The sequence below is a fragment of the Corallococcus llansteffanensis genome (assembly GCF_003612055.1).
Classification (GTDB): domain Bacteria; phylum Myxococcota; class Myxococcia; order Myxococcales; family Myxococcaceae; genus Corallococcus; species Corallococcus llansteffanensis.
On the sequence record NZ_RAWB01000101.1, the window covers coordinates 1 to 21,262 of the forward strand.

At 70.0% G+C, this 21,262-nt stretch carries 19 protein-coding genes; 10 read left to right on the forward strand and 9 right to left on the reverse strand.

The window, feature by feature from the left end:
• Nucleotides 1–123: 123 nt before the first annotated feature.
• Both D7V93_RS12170 and D7V93_RS12175 read right to left on the reverse strand, forming a co-directional pair.
• Nucleotides 124–1,434: an HD-GYP domain-containing protein gene (locus tag D7V93_RS12170; RefSeq protein ID WP_120643557.1), complete on the reverse strand. Its 1,311-nt coding sequence runs from the start codon at nt 1,432–1,434 to the stop codon at nt 124–126.
• 4 nt (nt 1,435–1,438) lie between these two features.
• Nucleotides 1,439–3,205 carry a HEAT repeat domain-containing protein gene (locus D7V93_RS12175; protein WP_120643558.1) on the reverse strand — a complete coding sequence of 589 codons (1,767 nt, stop codon included), beginning with the start codon at nt 3,203–3,205 and terminating at the stop codon, nt 1,439–1,441.
• Nucleotides 3,206–3,364: 159 nt separating this feature from the next.
• Here D7V93_RS12175 and D7V93_RS12180 point away from each other — a divergent pair, with 159 nt between their 5' ends.
• On the forward strand, nt 3,365–3,694 hold the full coding sequence (locus D7V93_RS12180; RefSeq protein WP_120643559.1) for a hypothetical protein: 330 nt from the start codon (nt 3,365–3,367) through the stop codon (nt 3,692–3,694).
• A gap of 45 nt (nt 3,695–3,739) precedes the next feature.
• Here the strand turns inward: D7V93_RS12180 and D7V93_RS12185 are convergent, their stop codons facing one another.
• The 7 genes from D7V93_RS12185 to D7V93_RS12215 form a co-directional block, all read right to left on the reverse strand.
• Nucleotides 3,740–6,214, reverse strand: a complete 2,475-nt coding sequence (locus D7V93_RS12185; protein WP_120643560.1) for an OPT family oligopeptide transporter — start codon at nt 6,212–6,214, stop codon at nt 3,740–3,742.
• Nucleotides 6,215–6,359: 145 nt separating this feature from the next.
• Nucleotides 6,360–7,247 carry an RNA polymerase factor sigma-32 gene (locus D7V93_RS12190; RefSeq protein WP_120643561.1) on the reverse strand — a complete coding sequence of 296 codons (888 nt, stop codon included), beginning with the start codon at nt 7,245–7,247 and terminating at the stop codon, nt 6,360–6,362.
• Between the two features lie 415 nt (nt 7,248–7,662).
• Entirely contained in the window at nt 7,663–9,729 is a 2,067-nt protein-coding gene (locus D7V93_RS12195; protein WP_120643562.1) for a transglutaminase TgpA family protein, read from the reverse strand.
• Nucleotides 9,726–10,715, reverse strand: coding sequence for a DUF58 domain-containing protein (locus tag D7V93_RS12200; RefSeq protein ID WP_120643563.1), 990 nt, complete (start codon nt 10,713–10,715; stop codon nt 9,726–9,728). Before D7V93_RS12200 ends, D7V93_RS12195 begins: the two co-directional genes overlap by 4 nt.
• Nucleotides 10,712–11,692, reverse strand: a complete 981-nt coding sequence (locus D7V93_RS12205) for an AAA family ATPase (protein WP_120643564.1) — start codon at nt 11,690–11,692, stop codon at nt 10,712–10,714. Before D7V93_RS12205 ends, D7V93_RS12200 begins: the two co-directional genes overlap by 4 nt.
• Nucleotides 11,693–11,829: 137 nt before the next feature.
• Entirely contained in the window at nt 11,830–12,153 is a 324-nt protein-coding gene (locus D7V93_RS12210; protein WP_120643565.1) for an STAS domain-containing protein, read from the reverse strand.
• A gap of 223 nt (nt 12,154–12,376) precedes the next feature.
• Entirely contained in the window at nt 12,377–13,114 is a 738-nt protein-coding gene (locus tag D7V93_RS12215; protein WP_120643566.1) for a lytic transglycosylase domain-containing protein, read from the reverse strand.
• A gap of 297 nt (nt 13,115–13,411) precedes the next feature.
• Between D7V93_RS12215 and D7V93_RS12220 the strand changes: the two genes are divergently transcribed.
• The 9 genes from D7V93_RS12220 (at nt 13,412) to D7V93_RS12255 (ending at nt 20,941) form a co-directional block, all read left to right on the forward strand.
• A complete protein-coding gene (locus D7V93_RS12220) occupies nt 13,412–13,570 on the forward strand; it encodes a lmo0937 family membrane protein (protein WP_120643567.1) in 159 nt (52 codons plus the stop codon).
• On the forward strand, nt 13,567–14,136 hold the full coding sequence (locus D7V93_RS12225) for a hypothetical protein (RefSeq protein WP_244237260.1): 570 nt from the start codon (nt 13,567–13,569) through the stop codon (nt 14,134–14,136). The genes D7V93_RS12220 and D7V93_RS12225 overlap by 4 nt, the downstream gene beginning before the upstream one ends.
• A gap of 19 nt (nt 14,137–14,155) precedes the next feature.
• Nucleotides 14,156–14,809: a HupE/UreJ family protein gene (locus D7V93_RS46085; protein ID WP_208723003.1), complete on the forward strand. Its 654-nt coding sequence runs from the start codon at nt 14,156–14,158 to the stop codon at nt 14,807–14,809.
• Between the two features lie 54 nt (nt 14,810–14,863).
• Nucleotides 14,864–15,334 (forward strand): hypothetical protein, encoded by a 471-nt coding sequence (locus D7V93_RS46090; RefSeq protein ID WP_208723004.1) that lies wholly within the window; start codon nt 14,864–14,866, stop codon nt 15,332–15,334.
• A gap of 86 nt (nt 15,335–15,420) precedes the next feature.
• Nucleotides 15,421–16,191: a hypothetical protein gene (locus D7V93_RS12235; RefSeq protein ID WP_120643568.1), complete on the forward strand. Its 771-nt coding sequence runs from the start codon at nt 15,421–15,423 to the stop codon at nt 16,189–16,191.
• Nucleotides 16,192–16,334: 143 nt separating this feature from the next.
• Complete coding sequence (rplC, locus tag D7V93_RS12240) at nt 16,335–17,003, forward strand: 50S ribosomal protein L3 (protein ID WP_120643569.1); 669 nt, start codon at nt 16,335–16,337, stop codon at nt 17,001–17,003.
• A gap of 334 nt (nt 17,004–17,337) precedes the next feature.
• The gene (locus D7V93_RS12245) at nt 17,338–18,156 is read left to right on the forward strand and encodes an outer membrane beta-barrel domain-containing protein (RefSeq protein WP_120643570.1); all 819 of its coding nucleotides are present in this window, start codon (nt 17,338–17,340) and stop codon (nt 18,154–18,156) included.
• An 8-nt stretch (nt 18,157–18,164) separates the two neighbouring features.
• On the forward strand, nt 18,165–19,391 hold the full coding sequence (locus D7V93_RS12250) for an outer membrane beta-barrel domain-containing protein (RefSeq protein WP_120643571.1): 1,227 nt from the start codon (nt 18,165–18,167) through the stop codon (nt 19,389–19,391).
• A gap of 2 nt (nt 19,392–19,393) precedes the next feature.
• Nucleotides 19,394–20,941 (forward strand): tetratricopeptide repeat protein, encoded by a 1,548-nt coding sequence (locus tag D7V93_RS12255; protein ID WP_120643572.1) that lies wholly within the window; start codon nt 19,394–19,396, stop codon nt 20,939–20,941.
• Nucleotides 20,942–21,262: the final 321 nt, after the last annotated feature.

The following is a 21,262-nucleotide window of genomic DNA, read 5'->3' on the forward strand; positions in this document are numbered from 1 at the left end:
CTGGCCCGAGTACAACCTCCTCTACGCCCATCCCTTCACCTGGCTTTGGACTCGGGCCAAGATGCACGACTGGTTCGAGCGGCACCGCCGCTGACTATGTTGGATTACTTCGCGGACACTCCACTAGAGGCCGGAAACGCTGAGCTGCTGCTGGCGGCGGGAGAGCACCTTGATGGGCTGGATGGCCATCACCCGCATGAAGACGGCGAGCAGCTCCGGGTCGAACTTCTGGCGCATCTCCGTCCACATCAGCATCAGCGCCACCTCCGGGCCGTACGCGTCGCGGTAGGGCCGGCGTGAGGTGAGCGCGTCGTAGGCGTCGCAGATGGCGATGATCTTCGCGTACACCCCCAGGTTCGTCTTGGGGATGATCATCTGGATGTTGCCGCGCGCGTCGCGCACCGCGGTGCCGTAGTCCGTCTTGTGCTCGAACGTCGTCACCACGCGCAGCAGCGTGGAGCGGCTGAAGCCCTTCTCCATCAGGATGTTGCGCACGCTGATGAGCGGCGCCCTGGCCACCGTGACCTTCTCGTCCGCGGTGAGCGCCCCGCGCTTGGTGGACAGCTCCTCCGGCAGCGTCGTCATCCCGGCGTCGTGGAAGAGCGCGATGTAGCCCAGGTCGCGCAGCTGCGGCTTCGTGAGGCCCAGCTCCGCGCCGAACACGATGCACATCAGCGCCACGTTCACCTGGTGGTAGACGAGGTAGTCCTCTTCGCGCTTCTGCGTCGTCATCCCCAGGAAGTGCGTGCGCTGATCGTACGAGATGTCCACGAAGTCCTGCACGAGCCGCAGCGCCCGCGACGAACCGATGGGCTTCCCCGCCCGCACGGACTCCAGGTACTTCTGCAGGAAGAACACCGCTCGCGCGTACACGGTCATCGCGTACTTCTTGCGGTCGACCTTCTGGTCGCCCGGCGTGTCCATGTCGTTGTTCAGCTTCTCCTTGAGCTTGGAGAACTTCGCCACGCGCATGTTGAGCAGCTTGCGCCCGGACAGCCCGTCCTCCTCGGCCGCGGCGGACTGCTCCTTGCTGAAGATCCAGACGAAGTTCTTCAGCTCCTGCACCGTGACGGGCTTCGTCAGCGTGATGCCGCCCACGTCCTTGGCGCGCATCTCCGCCAGCAGGTAGCGCTGGTTCTCGATGGAGTTCAAGTCCACCTTCACCAGCATGCCGTTGAGGTAGTACGAGTCCTTGACGCCCGACAGCTCCAGCCGGCCTTCCTTGCCGATGATCTGGTTGATGATGTCTTGGAGCTGGTGCAGCGGCTTTTCGAAGACCGCGTTCTCCGGGTCGTACATCTTCACCGAGCGCACGAGCATGTAGAGGCCCGCGAGCATGGAGCGCGACAGGCCCTGGAGCTTCTCGTTGTGCTCGCGCCCGTACTCCCCGAGGTTCTCATCCTGGTTGTGGGTGATCTTCAGGTTGTCGGCCATGGCGTCACGTCGTCTCTTCCGGAAGCGCCGAGTCCCCGAACAGGGCCTTGCGCGTCTGATACATCGCCTTGCGGGCTGCGGTGAGGACCTCCAGCGGCTGCGTCTTGTCCTCCACCACCGCCTGCAACAACTTGTAGGACTGGATGGAGCCCGCGCCGCCCAGGCCCACGATGGCCAGGAACTTGTCCTCCATCACCCGGCGCTTGTTGAGCAGCGACGGCTTCACCGCCAGAAGCTGCTGCATCATGGACAGCGCGGCGGGCAGGTTGGTGGACCCGATGGCCGCGTACACCGCGGCCTTCTCGTCGGACGTCTTCCTGTCCCAGCCGGGGTCGCGCACCAGCTTCACCAGGTCCGGGAAGGCCTTGTCCCGGTCGAACTCCGGCAGCAGCTTCGCGGCCAGCATGCGCACCTGGGAGACGCTGTCGTTGAGGGACTCCTGGATGATGCGCCGCGCCTCCGCCGTGCGCCCGCGCCCGATGATGTTCATCACCTCCAGCTTCACCACCAGGTTGGGGCTCTTGAGCACCTGGGCGAACATCTTGATCCGCTCCGGGTGGTTGCTCTTCTCCAGGATGGCGACCATGTCGCGCACCGTCTGCGGCCGGTCCGACAAGAGGCGCTGCACGAACGGCTCCGGCAGCTCGCGCGCGAAGCCGCCCAGCACGTCGCACAGCAACACGCGGTTCTCCGGCAGCTCGATGGTCTCCAGCACGTTGAGCAGCGGCAGCACCGAGTCCACGCCCAGCGCCTGCAGGTAGCGCGTCACGTCCTGGGGCTGCTTCGCGCGCGTCGTCCGGAGCGACTCGCCCACGCGGCTCAGGCGCTGCTCCTCGCCCATCTTGTGGAGGAACGACGACAGCAGCCGCGCCAGGTCGTCACCACTCTCGCGCTGGGAGAGCGCGCGCAGCTTGAGGACGATCTGATTCACCGTACCGAAGTCGTCCTGGAGCAGCAGCATGTCCAGGAGCTGCAGGAAGATCTCCTCCAGCAGCGCCGCGTCGTCCACGCCGCCTTCCACCACCTGGAACACCGCGCCCACCAGCTTCGGGAACAGGCGCGCGTTCTCCTCTTCGGTGATCTCCTTCTGCAGCCGGGCCTTCAGGTCGTCCGACGCGTGCCGGCCGCCCACGACGAGGCCGCGGATCTGCTCCACGCCGTCCAGCTTCGCGTCCAGGTCCTCCGCGGACACGCGCGCGAAGCGCAGGAAGTCATCCGAGTTCGTCTGGAGGCGGGAGTAGAGGTAGCCCACCACCTTGTCCACCTCCACCTGGACCTCGTCCTCGGAGGCGCCCTCCATGGAGAAGCCCTCCACCACCACGTACTCCACCTGCTGCATGCCCGCGCGCCACAGCTGCGCGAGCACGTCCTCCGCGCCGCGCTCCGGCTCCGACAGCGCGATGAGCGTGAGCGTGACGAGCTCCTCCAGCGGCAGCCCCGGCCGGAAGATGAGCTGGCGGATGCCGTCGCGGAAGAACTTGTACGGGAGCGACGACTCCTCGGAGAAGAGCGGCTCGTTGTGGAGCATGAAGTTCTGCTGCTCCACCTTCAGCGACAGCGGGCCGAACTTCTCCGTGTACGCGGAGATGGACTCCTGGGCCTTGGCGAGGAACTCCGGGAAGCGCGCCTCGTTGTGGCGGTACATGCCAATCTGCTTGATGCCCTTGAGCAGGTGGAACGCGAACGTGCGCGCAAGCTCCACCTTCTCGCGGACTTCAGGGGACTGCTCCGCCTCCGCGCTGGTGTCCGGGACTTTCTGAGGCTGGGCCATGGGGGACGTCCATCCTACTCCCGTCCAGGGCCGGCTCACAGTCCCAGAACCGCCCGGAAACCAGGGGGTTGAAGTGACAACGGCGCGACAGTGGTCGGAGTGGCGGGGAATCCCCGGTGTGTTACGCAAGGGGCCCCGTCCCGCCCGGAGTCCCTGCCGATGAAGCGACTGGTCGTGTCCGCCCTCGTCCTGGCGTCCCTCACGGGGTGCTTCCGCATGAGCGTGCGCAGTCCGGCGCCGCGCGACGGCGCGCCCGAAGGCCAGATGGGCGCGAGCTTCGTGGGGGGCCTGACGACGTCCAACGTGGCCGCGGGCGAGTGCCGGCATGGCCTGTCGCGGGTGGACGTCTACTGGCCGTGGTGGAGCCCCATCGTCTACGTCTTCACCTTCGGCGTCGTGGCCCCGCTGCGCGCCGAGTACGTCTGCGCGCAGGGGCCGGACTCCGCCGCGAGCGACGCCGAGGTGCCTCCCTCGGTCCCCGCGCTGTAGCGCCCCTCCCCGGCATCCAGGGAGGGGGCTTTCCGTCCCGGGACGTCAGTGCGACGGCGGCGGGGCCTCGGCGCCGCTCTTGCCCTTGAGCGCGGCGCGGAAGAGGACGGCGGTGAGGGCGGCGAAGAATACGAGGCCCCAGACGTTGGACCAGGTGGGGTGCGCCAGCTCGCTCTCGCCCACGGCGTTGAGGAAGGCGCCCACGGCGCTCTCGTGGCCGAAGAGGGCGGGCAGGTTGATGGCGCGCGTCCAGGCGCCGTCGCTGGCGATTTCGAGGAAGGCGATGAGCACGCCCGCGATGGAGCCACCGGCGATGTAGCCCGACGACATCAGCGTGCCGGGGGAGAACTCGGACTCCGCCGCGCTGCCGCCGCGCAGCGTGTCCACGAAGTGGCGCACCATGCCGCCCACGAAGATGGGCGTGGTGCTGCTGATGGGCAGGTACACGCCCACCGCGAAGGGCAGCGAGGACACGCCGCACAGCTCCAGCATCAGCGCGATGAAGACGCCCAGCAGCACCAGGTCCCACGGCAGCCGCTGCGTGAGGATGCCGTCGATGATGAGCGCGAAGAGCTGCGCCTTGGGCGCCGAGTAGCGGGTGAGCGTCTGGCCCTCGTACTCGCTGATGCGCCCGCCGATGCCCGGGTCCACCACATACTGGATGCTGCCCCGGTCATCCACGAGGTAGCGGCCGGCGGGCACCGGCGTGTCCGCGCCGCGCACGAAGCCTTCCTTGTAGAGGCGGTCCGGCCCCGCGGTGACGGCGCCCGCGTCCGACAGCTTCAGCGACGGGCCGTTGGCCGGCGTCAGCGTCAGGGCCGCGAGCTCCGGGGCGGGCAGGGGGCGCCAGCTGCGCAGCTCCAGCGCGCCGTCCGCGGGCACCATGTCCAGGCGCTCCGCCCACAGCGAGCGCTTGAGCTGCGCGGGCGTCATCCCGCGCTGGGTGAGCGCGTCCTGGGACACCGCCCAGCGGTAGGTGTGCTGGGTGCGCGTCTCGGTGCCCATCTCCGTCACCTGCACGCCGGGGTGCGACTCCGGGATGACCGCGGTGGCGCCCTGGTTGAGCAGCACCAGCACGAGGCCGATGAACATGGCGCTCGTGAGCACGCCGACGAAGAGGGCGATCTGCTGCTTCCTGGGCGTGCCGCCCACGAGGTAGGCCGTCTTCAAATCCTGCGCGGTGGTGCCGCCGTTGGACGCCGCGATGCCCACGATGGCCGCCGTGGTGAGCGCCATGAACCGGTCCGGCGACGACGTCCAGCCGAACAGCAGGTACACGAGGCAGGTGACGAGCAGCGTGGCCACCACCATGCCGGAGATGGGGTTGGAGGAGCTGCCAATCTCACCCGTGATGCGCGCGCTCACTGTCACGAAGAAGAAGCCGAAGATGACGATGAGGATGGCGGAGATGAAGTTCACGTGCAGCGGGGGCGCCAGCCAGATGGCCAGGATGAGCAGCGCGCTGCCCACCAGCACCACCGTGATGGGCAGGTCCTGATCCGTGCGCAGCACCGTGGGCACCGGGCCCTGCGTGCGCGACGCGCGCAGCGTCTCCACGCTGCGCTTGAAGGCGCCCACGATGGTGGGCAGGGAGCGGATGAGGCTGATGAGGCCGCCCGTCGCCACCGCGCCCGCGCCGATGTAGAGCACGTACGCGTTGCGGATCTGATCCGGCGACATGTCCCGGATGAGCTGCCCGTTGTGCACGAGCAGCGGCGTCTCCAGGCCGCTGCCGAAGACGGACACCATCGGGATGAGGATGAGGTAGCTGAGCACGCCGCCCGCGAAGGTGATGGACGCGACGCGCGGCCCGATGATGTAGCCCACGCCCAGGAGCTCCGGGGAAACCTCCGTGGAGAGCGTCGCCGACTTCAGCCCCTTGATGGGCGTGCCGATGACTTCCTTGAAGAGCTTCATCCCGGAGTAGGCGAACTTGTAGACGCCGCCAATGATGAAACCCAGGATGACCGTGCGCGCGTTGGTGCCGCCCTGCTCGCCGACGATGAGGACGTCCGCGCTCGCGGTGCCCTCCGGGTAGGTGAGCTTGCCGTGCTCCTGGACGATGAGGCCCTGGCGCAGGGGGATCATCATCAGGACGCCCAGCACGCCGCCCAGCGCCGCGGTGAGGAACGCATGCGTGAGGCTGATGTCGTAGCCCAGGATGAGCAGCGCGGGCAGCGCCGCCGCCACGCCGAACGCGAGCGACTCACCCGCGGAGCCCGTCGTCTGGACGATGGTGTTCTCCAGGATGCTGGAGCGGCCCAGCGCCCGGAAGATGGCGATGGAGAGCACCGCCACCGGGATGGACGCGGACACCGTGAGGCCGACCTTGATGGCCAGGTACACGGACGAGGCCGCGAACACGATGCCCAGCACCGACCCCAGCACCAGGCCGCGGATCGTCAGCTCCGCAGGCGACTGCCCCGGCGGTACGTAGGGTTTGTGCGCGGCCACGCCATGCAGATGGGGCTCGGCGAGGGGGACGCGATCATCAACGACCGGCGGGGAACCGTGGGACAAGCAGGGACTCCTGAGGGGGAACCAGGCGATCCTTGTAGCAGGGTCCCCGTCAGGGCGCGAAAACAGCCGTGTCCCTGAAAACGCACGCGCCCCGCACGCCTCATGGGAGGCGGCGGGGCGTGGCCTTGCTGCGTGCCGGCCTGCGTCAGCCCTGGGCGGCGAGCGTCTCCGGATCCACCTCCGCCATCAGCGCGGCCAGCTCCATCTTGAGCTTGTCCTTGGCGCGGATCTCCAGCTGGCGCGCGCGCTCGCGCGAGAAGCCGAAGTGCTCGCCCAGCTCCTTGAGCGTCATGGGGCGCTCGTTCATCACGCGCTGCTCGATGATGAAGCGCTCGCGGGGATCCAGGCGCATGAGCGCGGTGCGGACGCGGTTGTTGATGAGGCCCGCCTCCTCCTTGTCCGCGAACTCGTCGTCCTGGGGCGCCGCGGCGCTCACCACGAAGTCCACGTGGCTGTTGCCACCGTCCTCGCCCATGGGCGCGTCCAGCGACAAGTCCCTGCCGCCCATGCGCTGCTCCATCTCGCGCACCTCGCCGGGCTTCACGTGCAGCTTGCGGGCGATCTCATCCACGTTCACCACGGCCTCGCCGCTGCCCAGCTTCTCCAGCTCGCGGCGCGTGCGGGCCAGGCTGAAGAACAGCTTGCGCTGCGCCTGCGTGGTCCCAAGCTTCACCAGGGACCAGCTCTTCAGGATGTAGTTCTGGATGTACGCGCGGATCCACCACACGGCGTAGGAGATGAGGCGGATGCCCTTGTCCGGATCGAACTTCTGCACCGCCTTCATCAGGCCGATATTCCCCTCCTGGATGAGGTCCGACATCTTGATGCCGTACGAGCGGTACTCGTAGGAGACCTTCACCACGAAGCGCAGGTTGCTCGTCACCAGGCGGTGGCCCGCGGCCAGGTCGCCCTTGATGAACCGCCGCGCCAGCTCCTGCTCCTCCTCCACCTTCAGCAGCGAGTACTGGTTGATCTCCGACAGGTACATCGCGAGGGAGCCGGAGTTGGAGGATTGCTCGGTCGAGGCCTGCATGAATGGATTCTCCGAATTGGCCTCCTACGTTGGGGAGGCGGATGAAAGTGCCCTGGATTCAAGTCCTACAACTTGACGTGCTTTGCCCTGAGCAACCGCGATGCCAACGGCGGTCGGATGTATTCGCGTGTGTCTCCAAGGGGTTGGCGGACGCAGGTGGAGAAGGGGCGGGGGCGGTCTGTAACGGTTACCCGGCCACCGGAGGAAATCCGCGGGCCTGAGTGGGTAGAAAGTGCACGTCTCCCGGCCCTGGATGCGCGGCGCCGGGGCGCTCGCGGCGAGAGGGTTCACGGAAACGCTTAATGGCCGCGCCACGCGATGGTCGAGCCATTTCCAAATCGCCCGAGTGGCCCTGGGGAGGGCGGGCGACCGACAGCGGAAGGCCGCTTCCCTTCGGAGGGCAATTCCTTTCCGCTCAGGAGGCGCGGGCGGTAGGGCCCGCCTGCTCGGCTGCCTTCGGCGCGCGGCGGGCCGCTTCGGCTTCCAGCGCGCGGCGCAGCGTGTTCAGCAGGTGCTCGGCCTCTCCCTCGCGCAGGGCCCGGCCGCCGAAGCGCGCCTCCAGGTAGCGCCGGGTGAGCGGCACCAGCGCGAGCGCCAGCGGATGACCCTCGCGCGCGAAGCGCGTGGTGAGGTCCTCCAGCGATTCGTCCTCGAAGCGGGGCACGCGGGCGCGGGCCAGCTGCGCGTCCACCCGGTCCAGGAAGCGCGTGGCCTCCATGCGCGGGGCGCGCCCTGGGCGGCGGGCGAGGAAGCGGCCCACGCGCCAGACGACGAAGGCCACGGCCGCGGCCGTGAGCCACGCGCGCGTGGGGGGCAGGCGGCTGGTGGCGCTGGTGCTGGCCTGGGCGGGCCGGCGCGGCGGGCGGACGAGCGTGCTTGCCAGCTCGAACTGGTCGCGGAAGGAGTAGTCGACGACGGAGTTGCGCCAGCGCGCCTCCACCGCTTCGTAGAGGGCGAGGACCCTCTCCAGCAGGGCGGAGGCCTGGCTCGTGCGGTGCGACGGCGGGGTGGCGTCCACGGTGACGAAGCCGCGCCCCGGCACCAGCACGTGCGTCCACGCGTGGGCGTCACCCGCGCGCACGATGTAGCCGCCATCCAGCCGCGCTCCCCCGAAGAAGCCGGTGGCCAGCCGCGCGGAGAAGCCCTGCGTGCGCAGCAGCACCGTGAGCGCGGTGGCGAAGTGCTCGCAGTGCCCCGCCTTGCGCACGAAGAGGAAGTCCGCGAGCGGATCCTCGGAGTTGCCCGCGAGCTCCAGCGTGTAGGCGTAATCGCGTTGCAGGTAGGCGATGAGCTTGCGCGCCGCGGCCAGCGGCTCCTTCTCACCCGCGAGCACCCGCGCCGCGAGCTGGGCCACGCGTGGGTCCAGGTGCTCGGGCAGGGCGAGGAGCTGATCCTGCTCGGCCTGCAGGAGGCTCAGGCTGGTGCCCGTCTTCCCCTCCGGAGGCAGGCTGTAGGCCTCATAGGTGTACGAGGGCGCGGTGAGGGTGAAGCGCACCTCGCCTCCTCCGTAGAGCTGGACGGTGCTGCTCCTCGTCCCCGTGGGCGTGTGGGCCACGGCGTTGCCCAGCCGCGAGGGCGTCTCCAGCGCGATGAGGGTGCGGCCTCCGTAGGCGGGCAGCAGCTCCACGCGCTGGTGCAGCAGCGTGTCGGTGGCGGGGCGCAGGGTGATCTGCCGCTCGGTCCGCTGGGCCCCGGCGACGTTCGTCCACTCCTGCCCGTCGAAGGTGTCGTAGGTGCGGCCCACCCAGTAGGCGTCCAGCGCGTCGCGCTCCGGGTCGGGCGTGAGCGTGGCGCGCAGCACCACGCGCGGGTTGCTCTTGATGGTGCCCGCGCCGCCCAGCCGCACCGTGTTGGAGAAGCCCGCGCTGCTGGCCGCGCCCAGGCCCGGCGCCGAGCGCGGGCCCACCATGGCCCAGTTGAGGCGGGGAAAGAGGACGAAGAAGGCCACCGCGCCGGCCACCGCGAACGCCACGCCGCCCGACAGGGGACGCAGCACCGCGCGCACCGGCACGGGCTCGCCGTCCGGCACCGCCGCCTCCACCACGCCCAGCGCCAGCGACAGGCTGGCCAGCACCCCGAAGGCGATGAGGCAGAGCGCGTACGTCATGTCGCCCGACAGCGCCGCGCCGCCGGCCACCATCAACAGCCCCGTCAGGTGCGTCTGGCCATCCGCGGCGCTGTCCGGCGTGGACATCATCCGCTGCGCGGCGATGAGGCCCGCGAAGGAGCACGCGGCCACCACCGCGTTCATCGCGCCGGACGTGAGCTGGAGCCCCAGGAGGACGGCCGCGACCAGCAGCAGCAGCGCGGACAGGCGCGCATGCCGCGCGACGAGCCTCACGTCGCACAGCGCCAGCACCAGCGTCAGCAGGAACACCGCCAGCGCCCACACGGGAAGCTGTCCGGACACGGCCATCGCGCCGAAGGCCGCGCCCGCCGCCAGGTCGCGCAGCACCAGCCTCAGGCGCAGGGGCCGCTTCACGCCGCCTCCCGCGCCGTGCCGTCCTTCGCGCCGGGGGCCGCGTCCTCGAAGCCCACCCACGCGAGCGCCTGGAGGATGCGCCGCGCCTGCCCGGCCCCGGCCGCGGGCCGCAGCGTGTGCTCCGGCAGCTTGAGCCCCACTTCGTGGCCCGCGTCCAGGAGCTGGTGCGCCTGGGCGGCGAGCTCCTCGCAGCGGCGCTCCAGGGCATCGCCCGTGAGCCCCGCGTCCAGCGCGAGCTTCCACGTGCGGCGCTCCTCGCGCTCGCGCTCCACCTTGAGCAGGCGCCCCGCCGCGGCGCTCTTGCGCCAGTGGATGCGGCGCGCGTCCTCGCCCGGCGCCAGCTCCCGGAGGCCCGCCACGTCGCCGGTGCCGTCCTGGTGGCGCGGGCTGCCCGTCTCGCCCATGGGGCCGGACTCGGCGGCCCCCGGCTCACGGCACGCGTAGCCCCGGCGCGGGTACACGAGCAGCGTGCCCTCCAGGGAGAACACCCGCGTCTTGGCGAACAGGCCCAGGGGCCACGTCGTGGTGACGCGCACGCCGGACAGGCGCACGGGGCCCCGGTGCGGCGCGGCCAGGTCCGCCCGCACGACGAGCTCCGTCCCCGGGGGCAGGTGGCCCAGGCTCCCGGTGCCCGCGAGCGGCGACAGGTCCTCCCCCAGCGTCAGCGCGAAGCCATGGCCCGCCTTGCGCGACACCGCCCAGCGGTAGGCGAAGGGCTCGCGCGCGAAGGCCGCGTCCGCGCCCACCCGGCGCACCGTCAGGTCGCGCAGGCAGCGCTCCGACAGCACGCCGGACACCACCACCATGCTGAGCAGCAGGCCCAGCAGCAGGTACAGCAGGTTGTTGCCGGTGTTGAGCGCGCCCAGCCCCACGCCGAACGTCACCACCAGGTAGGTGCGGCCCACCTTCGTCACCGACAGCGTGCGCGGCGGACGGAGCCAGGCGCGCAGCCGCGCCCGGAAGGGGGGACGGGCAGGGGCCTTCACCGGGGCGCCGCCACCTTGCGGGACAGCTCCTCCACCAGGTGCGCCGCCTCGTCCCGGGCGGACACGCCCTGCACGGCGCTGCGCAAGAGCACGCGGTGCGCCCAGCAGGGCACCAGCATCGCGCGCACGTCGCCGGGGGTGACGAAGTCGCGGCCTTCCCACAGGGCCTGCGCCCGGGCGGCGGACCCCAGCGCCAGCACCGCGCGCGTGGAGGCGCCGCGCTCCAGGTCGCCGTGCTCGCGCGTGGCCCGCGCCAGCCGCACCACGTACTCCGCCACGGCCGCGTCCAGCTTCACCTCCGCCGCGAAGGCGCGCAGCGACGCCAGCTCCTCCGGCCCCGTCACCGCCTCCACCGCCGCCAGCGGGGACGCCGCGCCCCGCGTGGTCAGCAGGCGGGCCTCCACGTCCGGCGCCGGGTGACCCAGCGACAGGCGCACGAGGAAGCGATCCAGCTGCGAGTCCGGCAGGGGATAGGTGCCGGAGAAGTCCACCGGGTTCTGGGTGGCCACCACCGTGAAGGGCGAGGGCAGCGGGTGCGTCTCACCGTCCAGCGACACCTGGCCCTGCGCCATGCCCTCCAGCAGCGCGGACTGGGTGCGCGGCGGCGCGCGGTTGAGCTCGTCCGCCAGCACCAGCTGCCGGAAGAGGGGACCCGGGCGGAAGGAGAAGGTGGCCGTCTGCGCGTGGAACACCTGCGCGCCCAGGATGTCGGCCGGCAGCAGGTCCGCGGTGAACTGGATGCGTGAGAAGGACAGGGCGCACGCACGCGCCAGGGCCTCCGCCAGCGTCGTCTTGCCCACCCCTGGCATGTCCTCCAGGAGCAGGTGCCCGCCCGCCACCACGCAGGTGACGACGCGCTGCACCTCGGAGGGCTTGCCCTGCACGGCGCGGCCAAGCTGGGCGGCGAGCCGCTCCATCACCGCGCGTGCGGAAGCAGGGGAGGGGACGGGACCGAGGACGCGAGCGGGCTGGATCATCCTGGGCGGACTCTACCCCAGGCGACTTCGAGCCGGCATGCCCTCCAGGGCCGCGCATTCCCTCCCTCCGGATGCCCGCCTGCTTGCGCGGGGGCTTCCCGGAAGGCTGCGCGTCCCGAGGGCTTCCGCCCTGGACTTCAGACGGAGAGGATGTCCTCGGGCGTGTAGTAGGCCCGGTGGGTCGCCGGCGACGACAGCACGCCGAAGTAGCGGAACATCCGCTCGTGGTGCGTGGCCAGGCCGCGCATCTCCACGGCGCCTTCCTTCAGGCCGTGGGTGAGGACGCCCACCGCGCTGTCCTTGAACTCACGCAGGTGCGCGAAGTCCAGGACGACCTCGCTCTGGCCCAGGGCCTGGAGCGACGAGCGCAGCTCCTGCGCCGTGCGACCGTCCAGCGTTCCTTCCAGGCGCAGGGTGACCCGACCTGCCGCCTCCTCCCGAAGAATCTGTAGCCCCGTCATGATCCGCGCTCCCGCTGAAGTGTGCACGTGTGTGCCGTCTCGATGTTGATGGCGGCCAAGGCACGAGCCGGACCACTGGGGGTGGTCCGGGTTTTCCCAAGGTGACCCATGGGGTGCGCAGCCGGAACCGGACAGTGCACCTTCACGGGCCGCCTGGTCAGTGGCAGGCGTGCAACTTCCGCCCGAGTGTTGGCGAGCGGTCTAAGCGCGTGTCACGCAGCGGTCAACCCTTGCGACCGACAGTCGGCTGCTCAGCACGCAGGCTCACCGCGCGCTCCTGCTGGGCCTTCAGCTTGCGGAACTCCTTCACGACCTTGGCGGGATAGCCGGCCATGAACTTCACCCGGTTCTCCTTCTTGGCCAGGATGCGCTTGGCCAGCCCGGGACCCGCGTTGTAGGCGACGAGCGCGCCCTCCACGGAGCCGAAGCGGCTGATGAGGTCCGCCAGGTAGGCCGTGCCCAGGTTCACGTTGGTTTCGAAGTCGAACAGGTTGGTGTGACGGCCCAGCTTGTAGCCGGCCTTGTCCGCCAGGTACTTGCCCGTGTCCGGCATCACCTGCATGAGGCCCATGGCGCCCACCCCGGACACCGCGTAGTTGTTGAAGGAGGACTCGCAGCGGATCAGCGCCACCACCAGCAGCGGATCCAGGTTGTTGCGCTCGGCCTCGCGAACGATGGCGACGGCCAGCCGGCGCTGCTGCCGCTCGGGGAGCCCGGAGGCGCGCACGGCCTCGGCGATGCCCATCTGTTCGGCGCGGAGGAAGTCCGCCTCGTCCTCGTACATCTGAAGCTTCGCGAGCGCCTGCTTGAGCTGCGCGTCCTTCTCCGCCAGCTGGGCCCGGAGGGCCGCCACGTCCGGCGCTTCACCCTGCGCACCCACCGGCACCTGCACCGGGAAAGCCCCTGCGCCCGTCCCCACCAGCACCATCGCCACCGCCACCGCCGCCGTCCAACCCCGCATCTCGCCCTCCCCTGGCGCCCGACTGCACGCGCCCGCTGACTCGCCCACACCCTGCGACTAAGCAGGCGGCGTGCCAGCGTACGTGGCGTGCGCGTCCCTCCTTTGAGATCCTTAAGAGAGGGGCTGAAACGGCCCCGCCAACGCCCGCCGCGGTCTGAAAAAATGCCCGGAGAGGGAAGTTTGTTTCCCAACCTGAGGCTGCAGAAAGCTCCCCCTGTTGCCGCGAGGGGTCCGCGTTCCTACCTTGCGCCTCGTTCAAAGTTCGAGTCGTGGGCCCTGTGTGGCGGGAGGCGTGGCGTGTACTGGACCATGGGCATCATCTTGATGGTGTTGTGGGTGATGGGGTTGATCACCGGTTCGACGGAGGGGCATTGGGTGCATCTGCTCCTGGTGTTCTCGCTCGTCGCGTTCGTGTTGGGGGTCGCATCGATCGGGCGCCGGCGGGGGATGGCGTGAACGTGCCGGAGCTGGACATGGCGTGGCTGGAGCTGCCGCGGGACAAGGCGGGCTTCGTGCGGCGCGAGTGTCCCCGCTGCCAGCGCAACTTCAAGACGCGCCCCAGCCGTCACGACGCGGGGATGCTGCAGCGGCTGCTCGCGGGCTACTTCCCCTTCGAGAACCTCCACGAGGCGTACACGCCGGAGGAGCTGCCCGCGTGGCACTGCCTGTACTGCGGCCACCGCGCGCTGCCGGATGCGTGGCTCACGCCGGAGCAGTCCGCGCACGTGGAGCACATGGCGCGCGCGTGGGCCAACCACGTGCGCTACGAACAGCTGGCGTACGTGCAGCGCACGCTGTCGCAGAACCCGCGGCCCACCTTCGTCTCGGTGGCGCCGGAGCCGCTGCCCCGGCCGCTGCCGCCGGATCAAGAGGTGCTGCGCACGCTCCCCATGGTCTGCTGCGGGGAAGAGGTGCAGGCGTCGTGGGACTGGGACTCGACCCTCATCTGTCCGCGCTGCGGCGCGCACCACGGCGGGCTGAGCGGCCGCCAGCAGGTGCGGATGGAGTTCGTGCGCGAGTAGGGGCAGGCTCGCTTCCGCGATGAAGCTGGCCGCCGCCACCCGGGTCGTCTTCGCGGCCGGGGTGCTGCTGGCCTCCGCCGTCGCCCACGCCCATGCGCTGGAAGGCGCGCCCGGAGCGGTGGATGGCTTCGCCAGCTGGGTGGGCCTGGGGCTGCGGCACATCCTGGAGGGGGCGGATCACCTCCTCTTCCTGCTCGCGGTGTTGCTGGTGGGCGGCTCGTTCCGGCGCATGCTCGTGCTGGTGACGTCCTTCACGCTGGCGCACTCGTTGACGCTGGGGCTGACGGCGCTCGGGTGGGTGACGCTGGAGGCGCGGGGCACGCGGTGGGCCGAGGCCGCGATCGCCGCCTCCATCCTCTACATGGCGCTGGAGAACCTGCTCTTGCGCCAGCACCGGCACCGCGCGGGGCTCACCTTCCTCTTCGGCCTGGTGCACGGGCTGGGGTTCGCGGGCGCGCTGCGCGGCCACGGCCTGGGAGACGCGGTGGTGCCGGGGCTCGTGGGCTTCAACCTGGGCGTGGAGCTGGGACAGGCGGTGGTGATGGCCTTCCTCGTCCCCGTGCTGCGCATCATCCAGCGTCGGCCCCGGCTGCACTCGAGGGTGATGCGGGTGTCGTCCATCGGCCTCGCGGGAATGGGGCTGTACTGGATGGTTGCTCGCGCGGTCGGTTGAATAACCCGACGTGCGTTCCTAGCTTGGGCAGATGAGGGTGGGGGAGGGACGCTGATGGGCGCGAGGCATACCCGGTTGGCCGCTGCACTGGCCGCCGCGTGGGAGGCGGAAGTGGTGTCGGCCCGTCGCATGACGGGGCTGGCGGAACGCATGAACGACGCGCGCGTGCGAGCGCGGCTGATGGTGCTGGCCGCCTTCTGCCGGGCCCATGCGTCCCGACTGCTGGCCCGGCTGGCGGCGCTGGGGCGCGGGCCGCTGCCGGTGCCTCCGGAAGAAATCGATCTGGATCCGGATACGGTGCTGGAGCTGCGCCGGGAAGGCGCCTTCGCCCGCGCGTCCGCCGCGCGCTATGAGACCACCGCGGAGATGGCCCGCCAGCACGCGGACCTGTCGTCCGCCTGGGTGTGCGAGCTCAACCGGACCGAGGAGCAGGACCGCGCCCGGGAGCTGCTCGCCCTGGCGGAAGGGGCCCTGGCGGCGGTGCACCGGGAATCCCAGGCGGTGGCGGCCCCCGCGGACTCCTGAGTCTCCGGAGTGGACGGCCGGGGCCGGGCACGCGGGATGTGCTCGGCCGGTGACAGTCCTGGCGTCTTGGGCGTATGAATCCGCCCATGGCGAAGGAGAGCTACAACGACCTCATCTTCCAGCTCGGCGATCTCGCCCGGGACGTCCTCCCGGGCAAGCCGAACTGCCCCCGCTCCATGGAACGCGTCTACCGCGCCGAAGAGGTGCTGGAGGCGCGCCGGGACGAACTGGCGGCGCTGGAAGCGGAGATGAACGACGAAGACGTGGCCTATCAGGACGCGCTCGCGCAGCACGAGGAGGAGTGCGCGGTCCAGAAGGAGATCACCGGCCGCTTCAAGCGCGCGGTGGACGCGGTGGAGGGCAAGGTGAAGGGCCTGCGCAAGACGCTGGCCACCCGCCGCGCCGACCTGCGCTACGCCATCGTGGGCCTGAAGAAGCTGGAGGTGAAGCTGGCGGACCTGGAGATGACCACCCAGGACCCCGTCAAGCTGGACGCCGCCCGGCAGAACCTCAAGAAGAACCGCATCGCGCAGATGCGCCTGGCCCGTGAGGTGGAGGACTGGGAGGCCCAGCTGGCCGCCTCGCTCACCCCGCTGCCCGGCCAGCCCGGCGGGGCCGGCATCCTGGCGCACAAGCGCCTGATCGAGCTGGAGGACGCCGCCGAGGAGCAGAAGCGCGTCCACGACGCCCGCATGGCGGAGCTGGATCAGGCCATCGCCGCCAAGGAGGAGGAGACCAAGGGCGCGGAAGATTATCTGGATCAAGCGCTGTTCCTCCTCGGCGAAGAGGTGTATGCCGAGCGAATCGCGGAGGCGCAGCTCGCCTCCTTCTACCCCCGGCTGGATCGCGCGCAGTGAGGGGGACACCCGCCCGTAATGCTTGACGTAGGGTGGGTGTTTGCTATCTTGCGCCGCTTCCTGGCGGCCGCGGGCACGCGTGTAGGCCAGTTCATTGAATTCATTGGGCTTTCGGCGCCACGGGCGCTCGCTGTGAGGACGACGTGAAGGGTCTGATTGGCAAGAAGATCGGCATGACCCAGGTGTTCAACGACGAGGGCAACCTCGTTCCGGTGACGGTCATCGACGTCAACACCTGTCTGGTTGTCGGCAAGCGCACCCCGGAGAAGGATCAGTACTCCGCGGTGACCGTGGGCTTCGGCGAGATCCGCGAGAAGCTCCTGAACAAGCCGCAGCTCGGCTTCTTCAAGAAGGCCAGCGCCACGCCGCGCCGCCACCTGCGTGAGTTCCGCGTCACGGCCGAGGAGGCCGCGGGCTTCAACGTGGGCGACGCCGTCAAGGCGGACATGTTCACCAAGGGCGAGCTCGTGGACGTCACGGGCGTCACCAAGGGTCGTGGCTTCTCCGGCGTCATGCGCCGCTGGAGCTTCAAGGGTTCGCAGACGAAGACGCACGGTACGCACGAGTACCAGCGTCACCCGGGCGCCATCGGTCAGCGTAAGACGCCCGGCCGTACCTACCCGAACAAGAAGATGCCCGGCCACTACGGCGTCGAGCGCAACACCACCCAGAACCTGACGGTGGTGGACGTGGACGTGGAGAAGGGCCTCGTGCTCGTCAAGGGCGCGGTCGCCGGCCACAACGACAGCATCGTGATCGTGCGCCCCAGCATCAAGGTGGCGATGCGCGCCGCGCACAAGGCCGCGCGCTAGTCGCACCGCAGCAGACGTCGGGGCGCGCCGCACTCTCGCGCCCCATTCGACGCCCCGCTTCCGGCACCTTCGGGTTCCGGGCGGGGCGTTCGTCGTTCCGGGCGTCGGTGTCGCTCGCGCGGAGGCAGGGCCCGCGTGGGCCGCGCTGAAACGTTGAGTGCTGGTCGCCCTGGGGACAAAGGGCGAAAACTTTACCGCCCTCCGTTGGGTTCCGCTTGCGGTGAAGGGGCGCCGTGCTCACATGGCTGTCCCACGCCGGGGCCTCGCCGTCGCTGCAGACGGAAAGCGGGCCGCCGGTCTACCCAACGGCCCACCCCCGGGCCGGGCAGGAGATATGAACGCACGCACGCTTCGCGTCTTCGCAGCGCTGTGCATCTCGCTGACGGCGCTCGGCGCCGCCGCACAGGAAGACGGCGTCCTGGACTCAGCGGTCGTCCGCAACCGGCTGTACAAGCCCGCGGGCCATCCGGAGCTGTCCCTGTCCGTGGGCCTGCCGGTGCAGACGCACCTGACGGCGCACTACTTCTTCAACGTCGGCCTGGCCTACAACCTGTTCGACACGTTCGCGCTGGAGGCGCGGGCGGGCTACGCGGCCAGCCGCCACACGGGCCTGGCGCGCTCCATCTCCGAGTCCTTCCTGGACCGCGAGGACAAGCGCGTCACGGACGAGCTGGAGGACCTCTGGCAGCTGAACCTGCACGGCGTCATCGGCGCCCGGTGGGCCCCCATCTACGGGAAGATCAGCCTCGTCGCGGACATCCCGGTGCACTTCCAGACCTACCTCTGGGCGGGCGGCGGCTTCGGCAACCTGAAGCGCGAGTCGGTCATCCAGTGCACGCAGGTGGTGGACCGCGCCGCGGGCGTCTGTGACAACCGCACGGCGGTGGACGACCGGGGCTCGGCCACGGAGAACTACTGGGTGAAGGAGTCGCGCGTGGCGCCGGTGGTGTCCGCCGCGCTGGGCTTCCGCTTCTTCGTCCAGGAGAAGCACGGCGTGCGGCTGGAGCTGCGCGACTGGATCTTCAAGGACAGCTACCGCGTGAACCTGCTGCGCGACGACTGGGAGGCCGGCAATCCCACCGGCGAGCCCGCCGGCAGCCCGGGCCTCACGCACCTGGTGCAGTTCGACCTCGGCTACACCTACTCCTTCTGACCCTTCCTATGCGACCCTTCCGTTCCATCGCGCTCCTCGTCGCAGCGGTGCCTGCCCTCGCGTTCGCGCAAGGCGCCGCCCCGGCGCAGCCGACCGCCCCGGGCTCGTCGGGCCCGGAGACGACCGCGCCGGCTTCCCCTTCACCCGCTGATCCTCCCGAGCGCTCGCGCACCCAGCGCGACGCGCCCGCGGTGCCCCAGACGGCGCCCGACGCCCCGGCCCAGGTCGCCCCGGCCCGGCCCCCCGAGGAGGACGACGCGGAGGGCACGCCCTCGCAGCCTCCCGCGTCCACCGGGCCCACGTCGGGCACCGCGCCCGCGAGTGCTCCTGGCGACGCGCCGGTGCTGGACTCCGGCGAGGCCCCGCGCACCACGGACGCGCAGCAGCAGCGGCTGGTGAACGGCGCGCCGCTCTACAACCCGAACGTCAACGTCCACATCGTCCAGAAGAAGCGCTTCGCGGACGAGGGCAAGCACGAGCTGGTGCTGTACCCCGGCGTCGTCCAGGTGAACGGCAAGTTCACCAACCACGCGGGCACGGCCCTTCACTACGTCTACCACCTGCAGGAGAACTTCGCCCTCCAGGTGGGCGGCCAGTACAACTGGTACTCCGACGAGAGCGACTTCAACCTGGAGCTCATCGACAAGGTGCGTGAGCAGGCCCAGGCCGCGTCCTCGCTGCTGCTCCAGTGGGGCGCGCACGCGGGCGTGGAGGTGACGCCGCTCTACGGCAAGTTCGCCTTCTTCAACAACTCGCTGGCCCAGTTCAGCCTGGTGCTGAGTGGCGGCGCGGGCGTGGGCAAGACGCGCCACCTCATCCGCCCGGAGGTGGCCAACGAGGTGGACGGCCAGACGTACCAGGTGCCCGCGCGCTTCGGCGACACCGGCAACAAGTTCCTGGGCGAGGTGGGCGGCGGCTTCCGCGTGCAGTTCGGCGAGTCCTACGCCATCCGCCTGGAGGTCCGCGACCTCATCTACACCGCGCGCGTGGACAAGGTGGACGGCTGCAACCTGGCGGACTTCGAGTCGCTGGAGGCCGCCCGCGCCGCGAACCAGCCCTTCGAGGGGCTCAACCTGAGCGGCAGCTGCAAGGTGGCGAAGTTCGACGGCGTCGACCCGGAGACGAAGAAGAACTACCGCGAGGACATCATCCTCGGCCGGGATCTGGTGGCCGAGCCCTCGTCGGACGTCCTCAACAACGTCAGCTTCTACGCTGGCTTCTCGGTGCTCTTCTAACCATGTCCCGACTGCTCCGACTCCTCGTCGTCCTCGCGGGCCTCGGGCCCGTCTTCACGGCCGCGCAGGCCTTCGCCCAGCAGGACGTGGGCGGCTACAACCGCGCGCTGGCCGCCTTCAACGCCGGCCAGTTCGACACCGCCGCCCCCCTCTTCGCGCAGCTCGCCGAAGGGGAGGACGCGGACCTCAAGGGCAAGGCCGAGTACTACCTGGCGCAGACCTTCGCGAAGAAGGAGCTGCCCGTCGCGGCCTTCATCTCCTACGCCGCCATCGTCAACGCCGGCCCCAAGCACCCCTCGTACCTCAAGGCCATCGAGGGGCTGGTGGACATGCAGCAGCGGCTGGACGAGCAGAACCTCATCCCCAGCATCCTGAACCAGGCCTACTCCGACGAGGTGCGCGACCAGTGGGTCACGCTGCCCAAGGAGGTGCTGGCGCGCATCAACTACCTGGTCGGCACCGCCGCCCAGCGCCGCATGCGCTACGAGGAGGCCCGCGCGCTGCTGGAGGCCGTGCCCGCCGACAGCCGCGTCTATGCCAAGGCCCGCTACCTGCTGGGCACGGTGCTCGCGGATCCGCGCTTCCCGGGCCGCCCGGGCGAAGGGGAGACGCTGGACAAGGAGGCCATCAGCGCCTTCCAGACGGTGCTCGCCACGAAGGAGCCGCAGGTGGAGCTGCCGGAGACGCGCGAGCTGGCGCTGCTAGCCCTGGGCCGCGTGCACTACCGCCGGGGCGAGTACGCCGACGCGGTGAAGGCCTACGAGGGCGTGCCCCGCTACGCGCGCTTCTGGGATCAGGCCCTGTTCGAGAACGGCTTCGCCCGCTTCCAGAACGAGGACTTCGGCGGTGCGCTGGGCAGCCTCCAGGCCCTGCACGCCCCCCAGTTCGAGGGCGCCTTCCAGCCCGAGTCGTGGATCCTCAAGTCCACCGTCTATTACTACTCGTGCCTCTACGACGAGGTGAAGACGACGCTCGCGGCGTTCGACGAGCGCTACGGCCCCATGGCGAAGCAGCTGGAGCCCTTCACCGGCGAGGACCTGCCGCTCGTGCAGGCCTTCAACCTGGTGGCCGCGGAGAACCGCCGCCTGCCGCGCCCGGTGTACCTGTGGATCCGCAACAACGAGCGCGTCCGTGAAGTGCTGCGCACCCTCTCCCGCGTGGACGCGGAGAAGCGCGCCATCACCGAAGGGCCCTGGCGCGGCACGCCGCTGGCGGCGCAGACCGTGGCCTCGCTCGAGGACGTGCGCGGCACGCTGCTCCAGGTGGGCGGCACCCTGGCGAAGAACCGCCTCAAGGAGGCCTCGGACAACCTCCGCACCTTCTCCGACCAGGCGGAGATCATCCGCGTCCAGACGGCGCTCGACGAGAAGGACCTCTTCTCCGCGGGCGTGGACCAGAAGACGCTGCTCACGCGCCAGACGCTCTACCGCCCGAAGATGCCGGGCGAGGCGTGGAACTACTGGCGGTTCCAGGGCGAGTTCTGGATCGACGAGATCGGCTACTACCAGTACACGCTCAAGCGGGGTTGCCCCGCACGCGCGGAGAAGTAGGAGAAGAGTAGGTCCCGGGCGTACCCGGCTGCTCAGCAAGCACGACTTCCGAGGCCCCTCGTCCGTGACAGTGCGTCACGGGGGAGGGGCCTCTTGACGTTGTTGAGTCCTGGAAGTTCGCTCGGGGTGATCGCGTACGCGAGGGCACAAGGCACGTTCTGGGCCACTTCTCATTCCGGGTACCCGCGTCTACTTTCCGGCGTCCCTCCCAGTTGGGCAGAAGTTTGCCCACTTTGGCGAGGCGCGGTTCTCCAGGAGCTCGCATGAAGGTGGTTCTTCGGTTCGGTGCACTGGCGGTGGGCGTTGCGCTCGCGGCTGGTG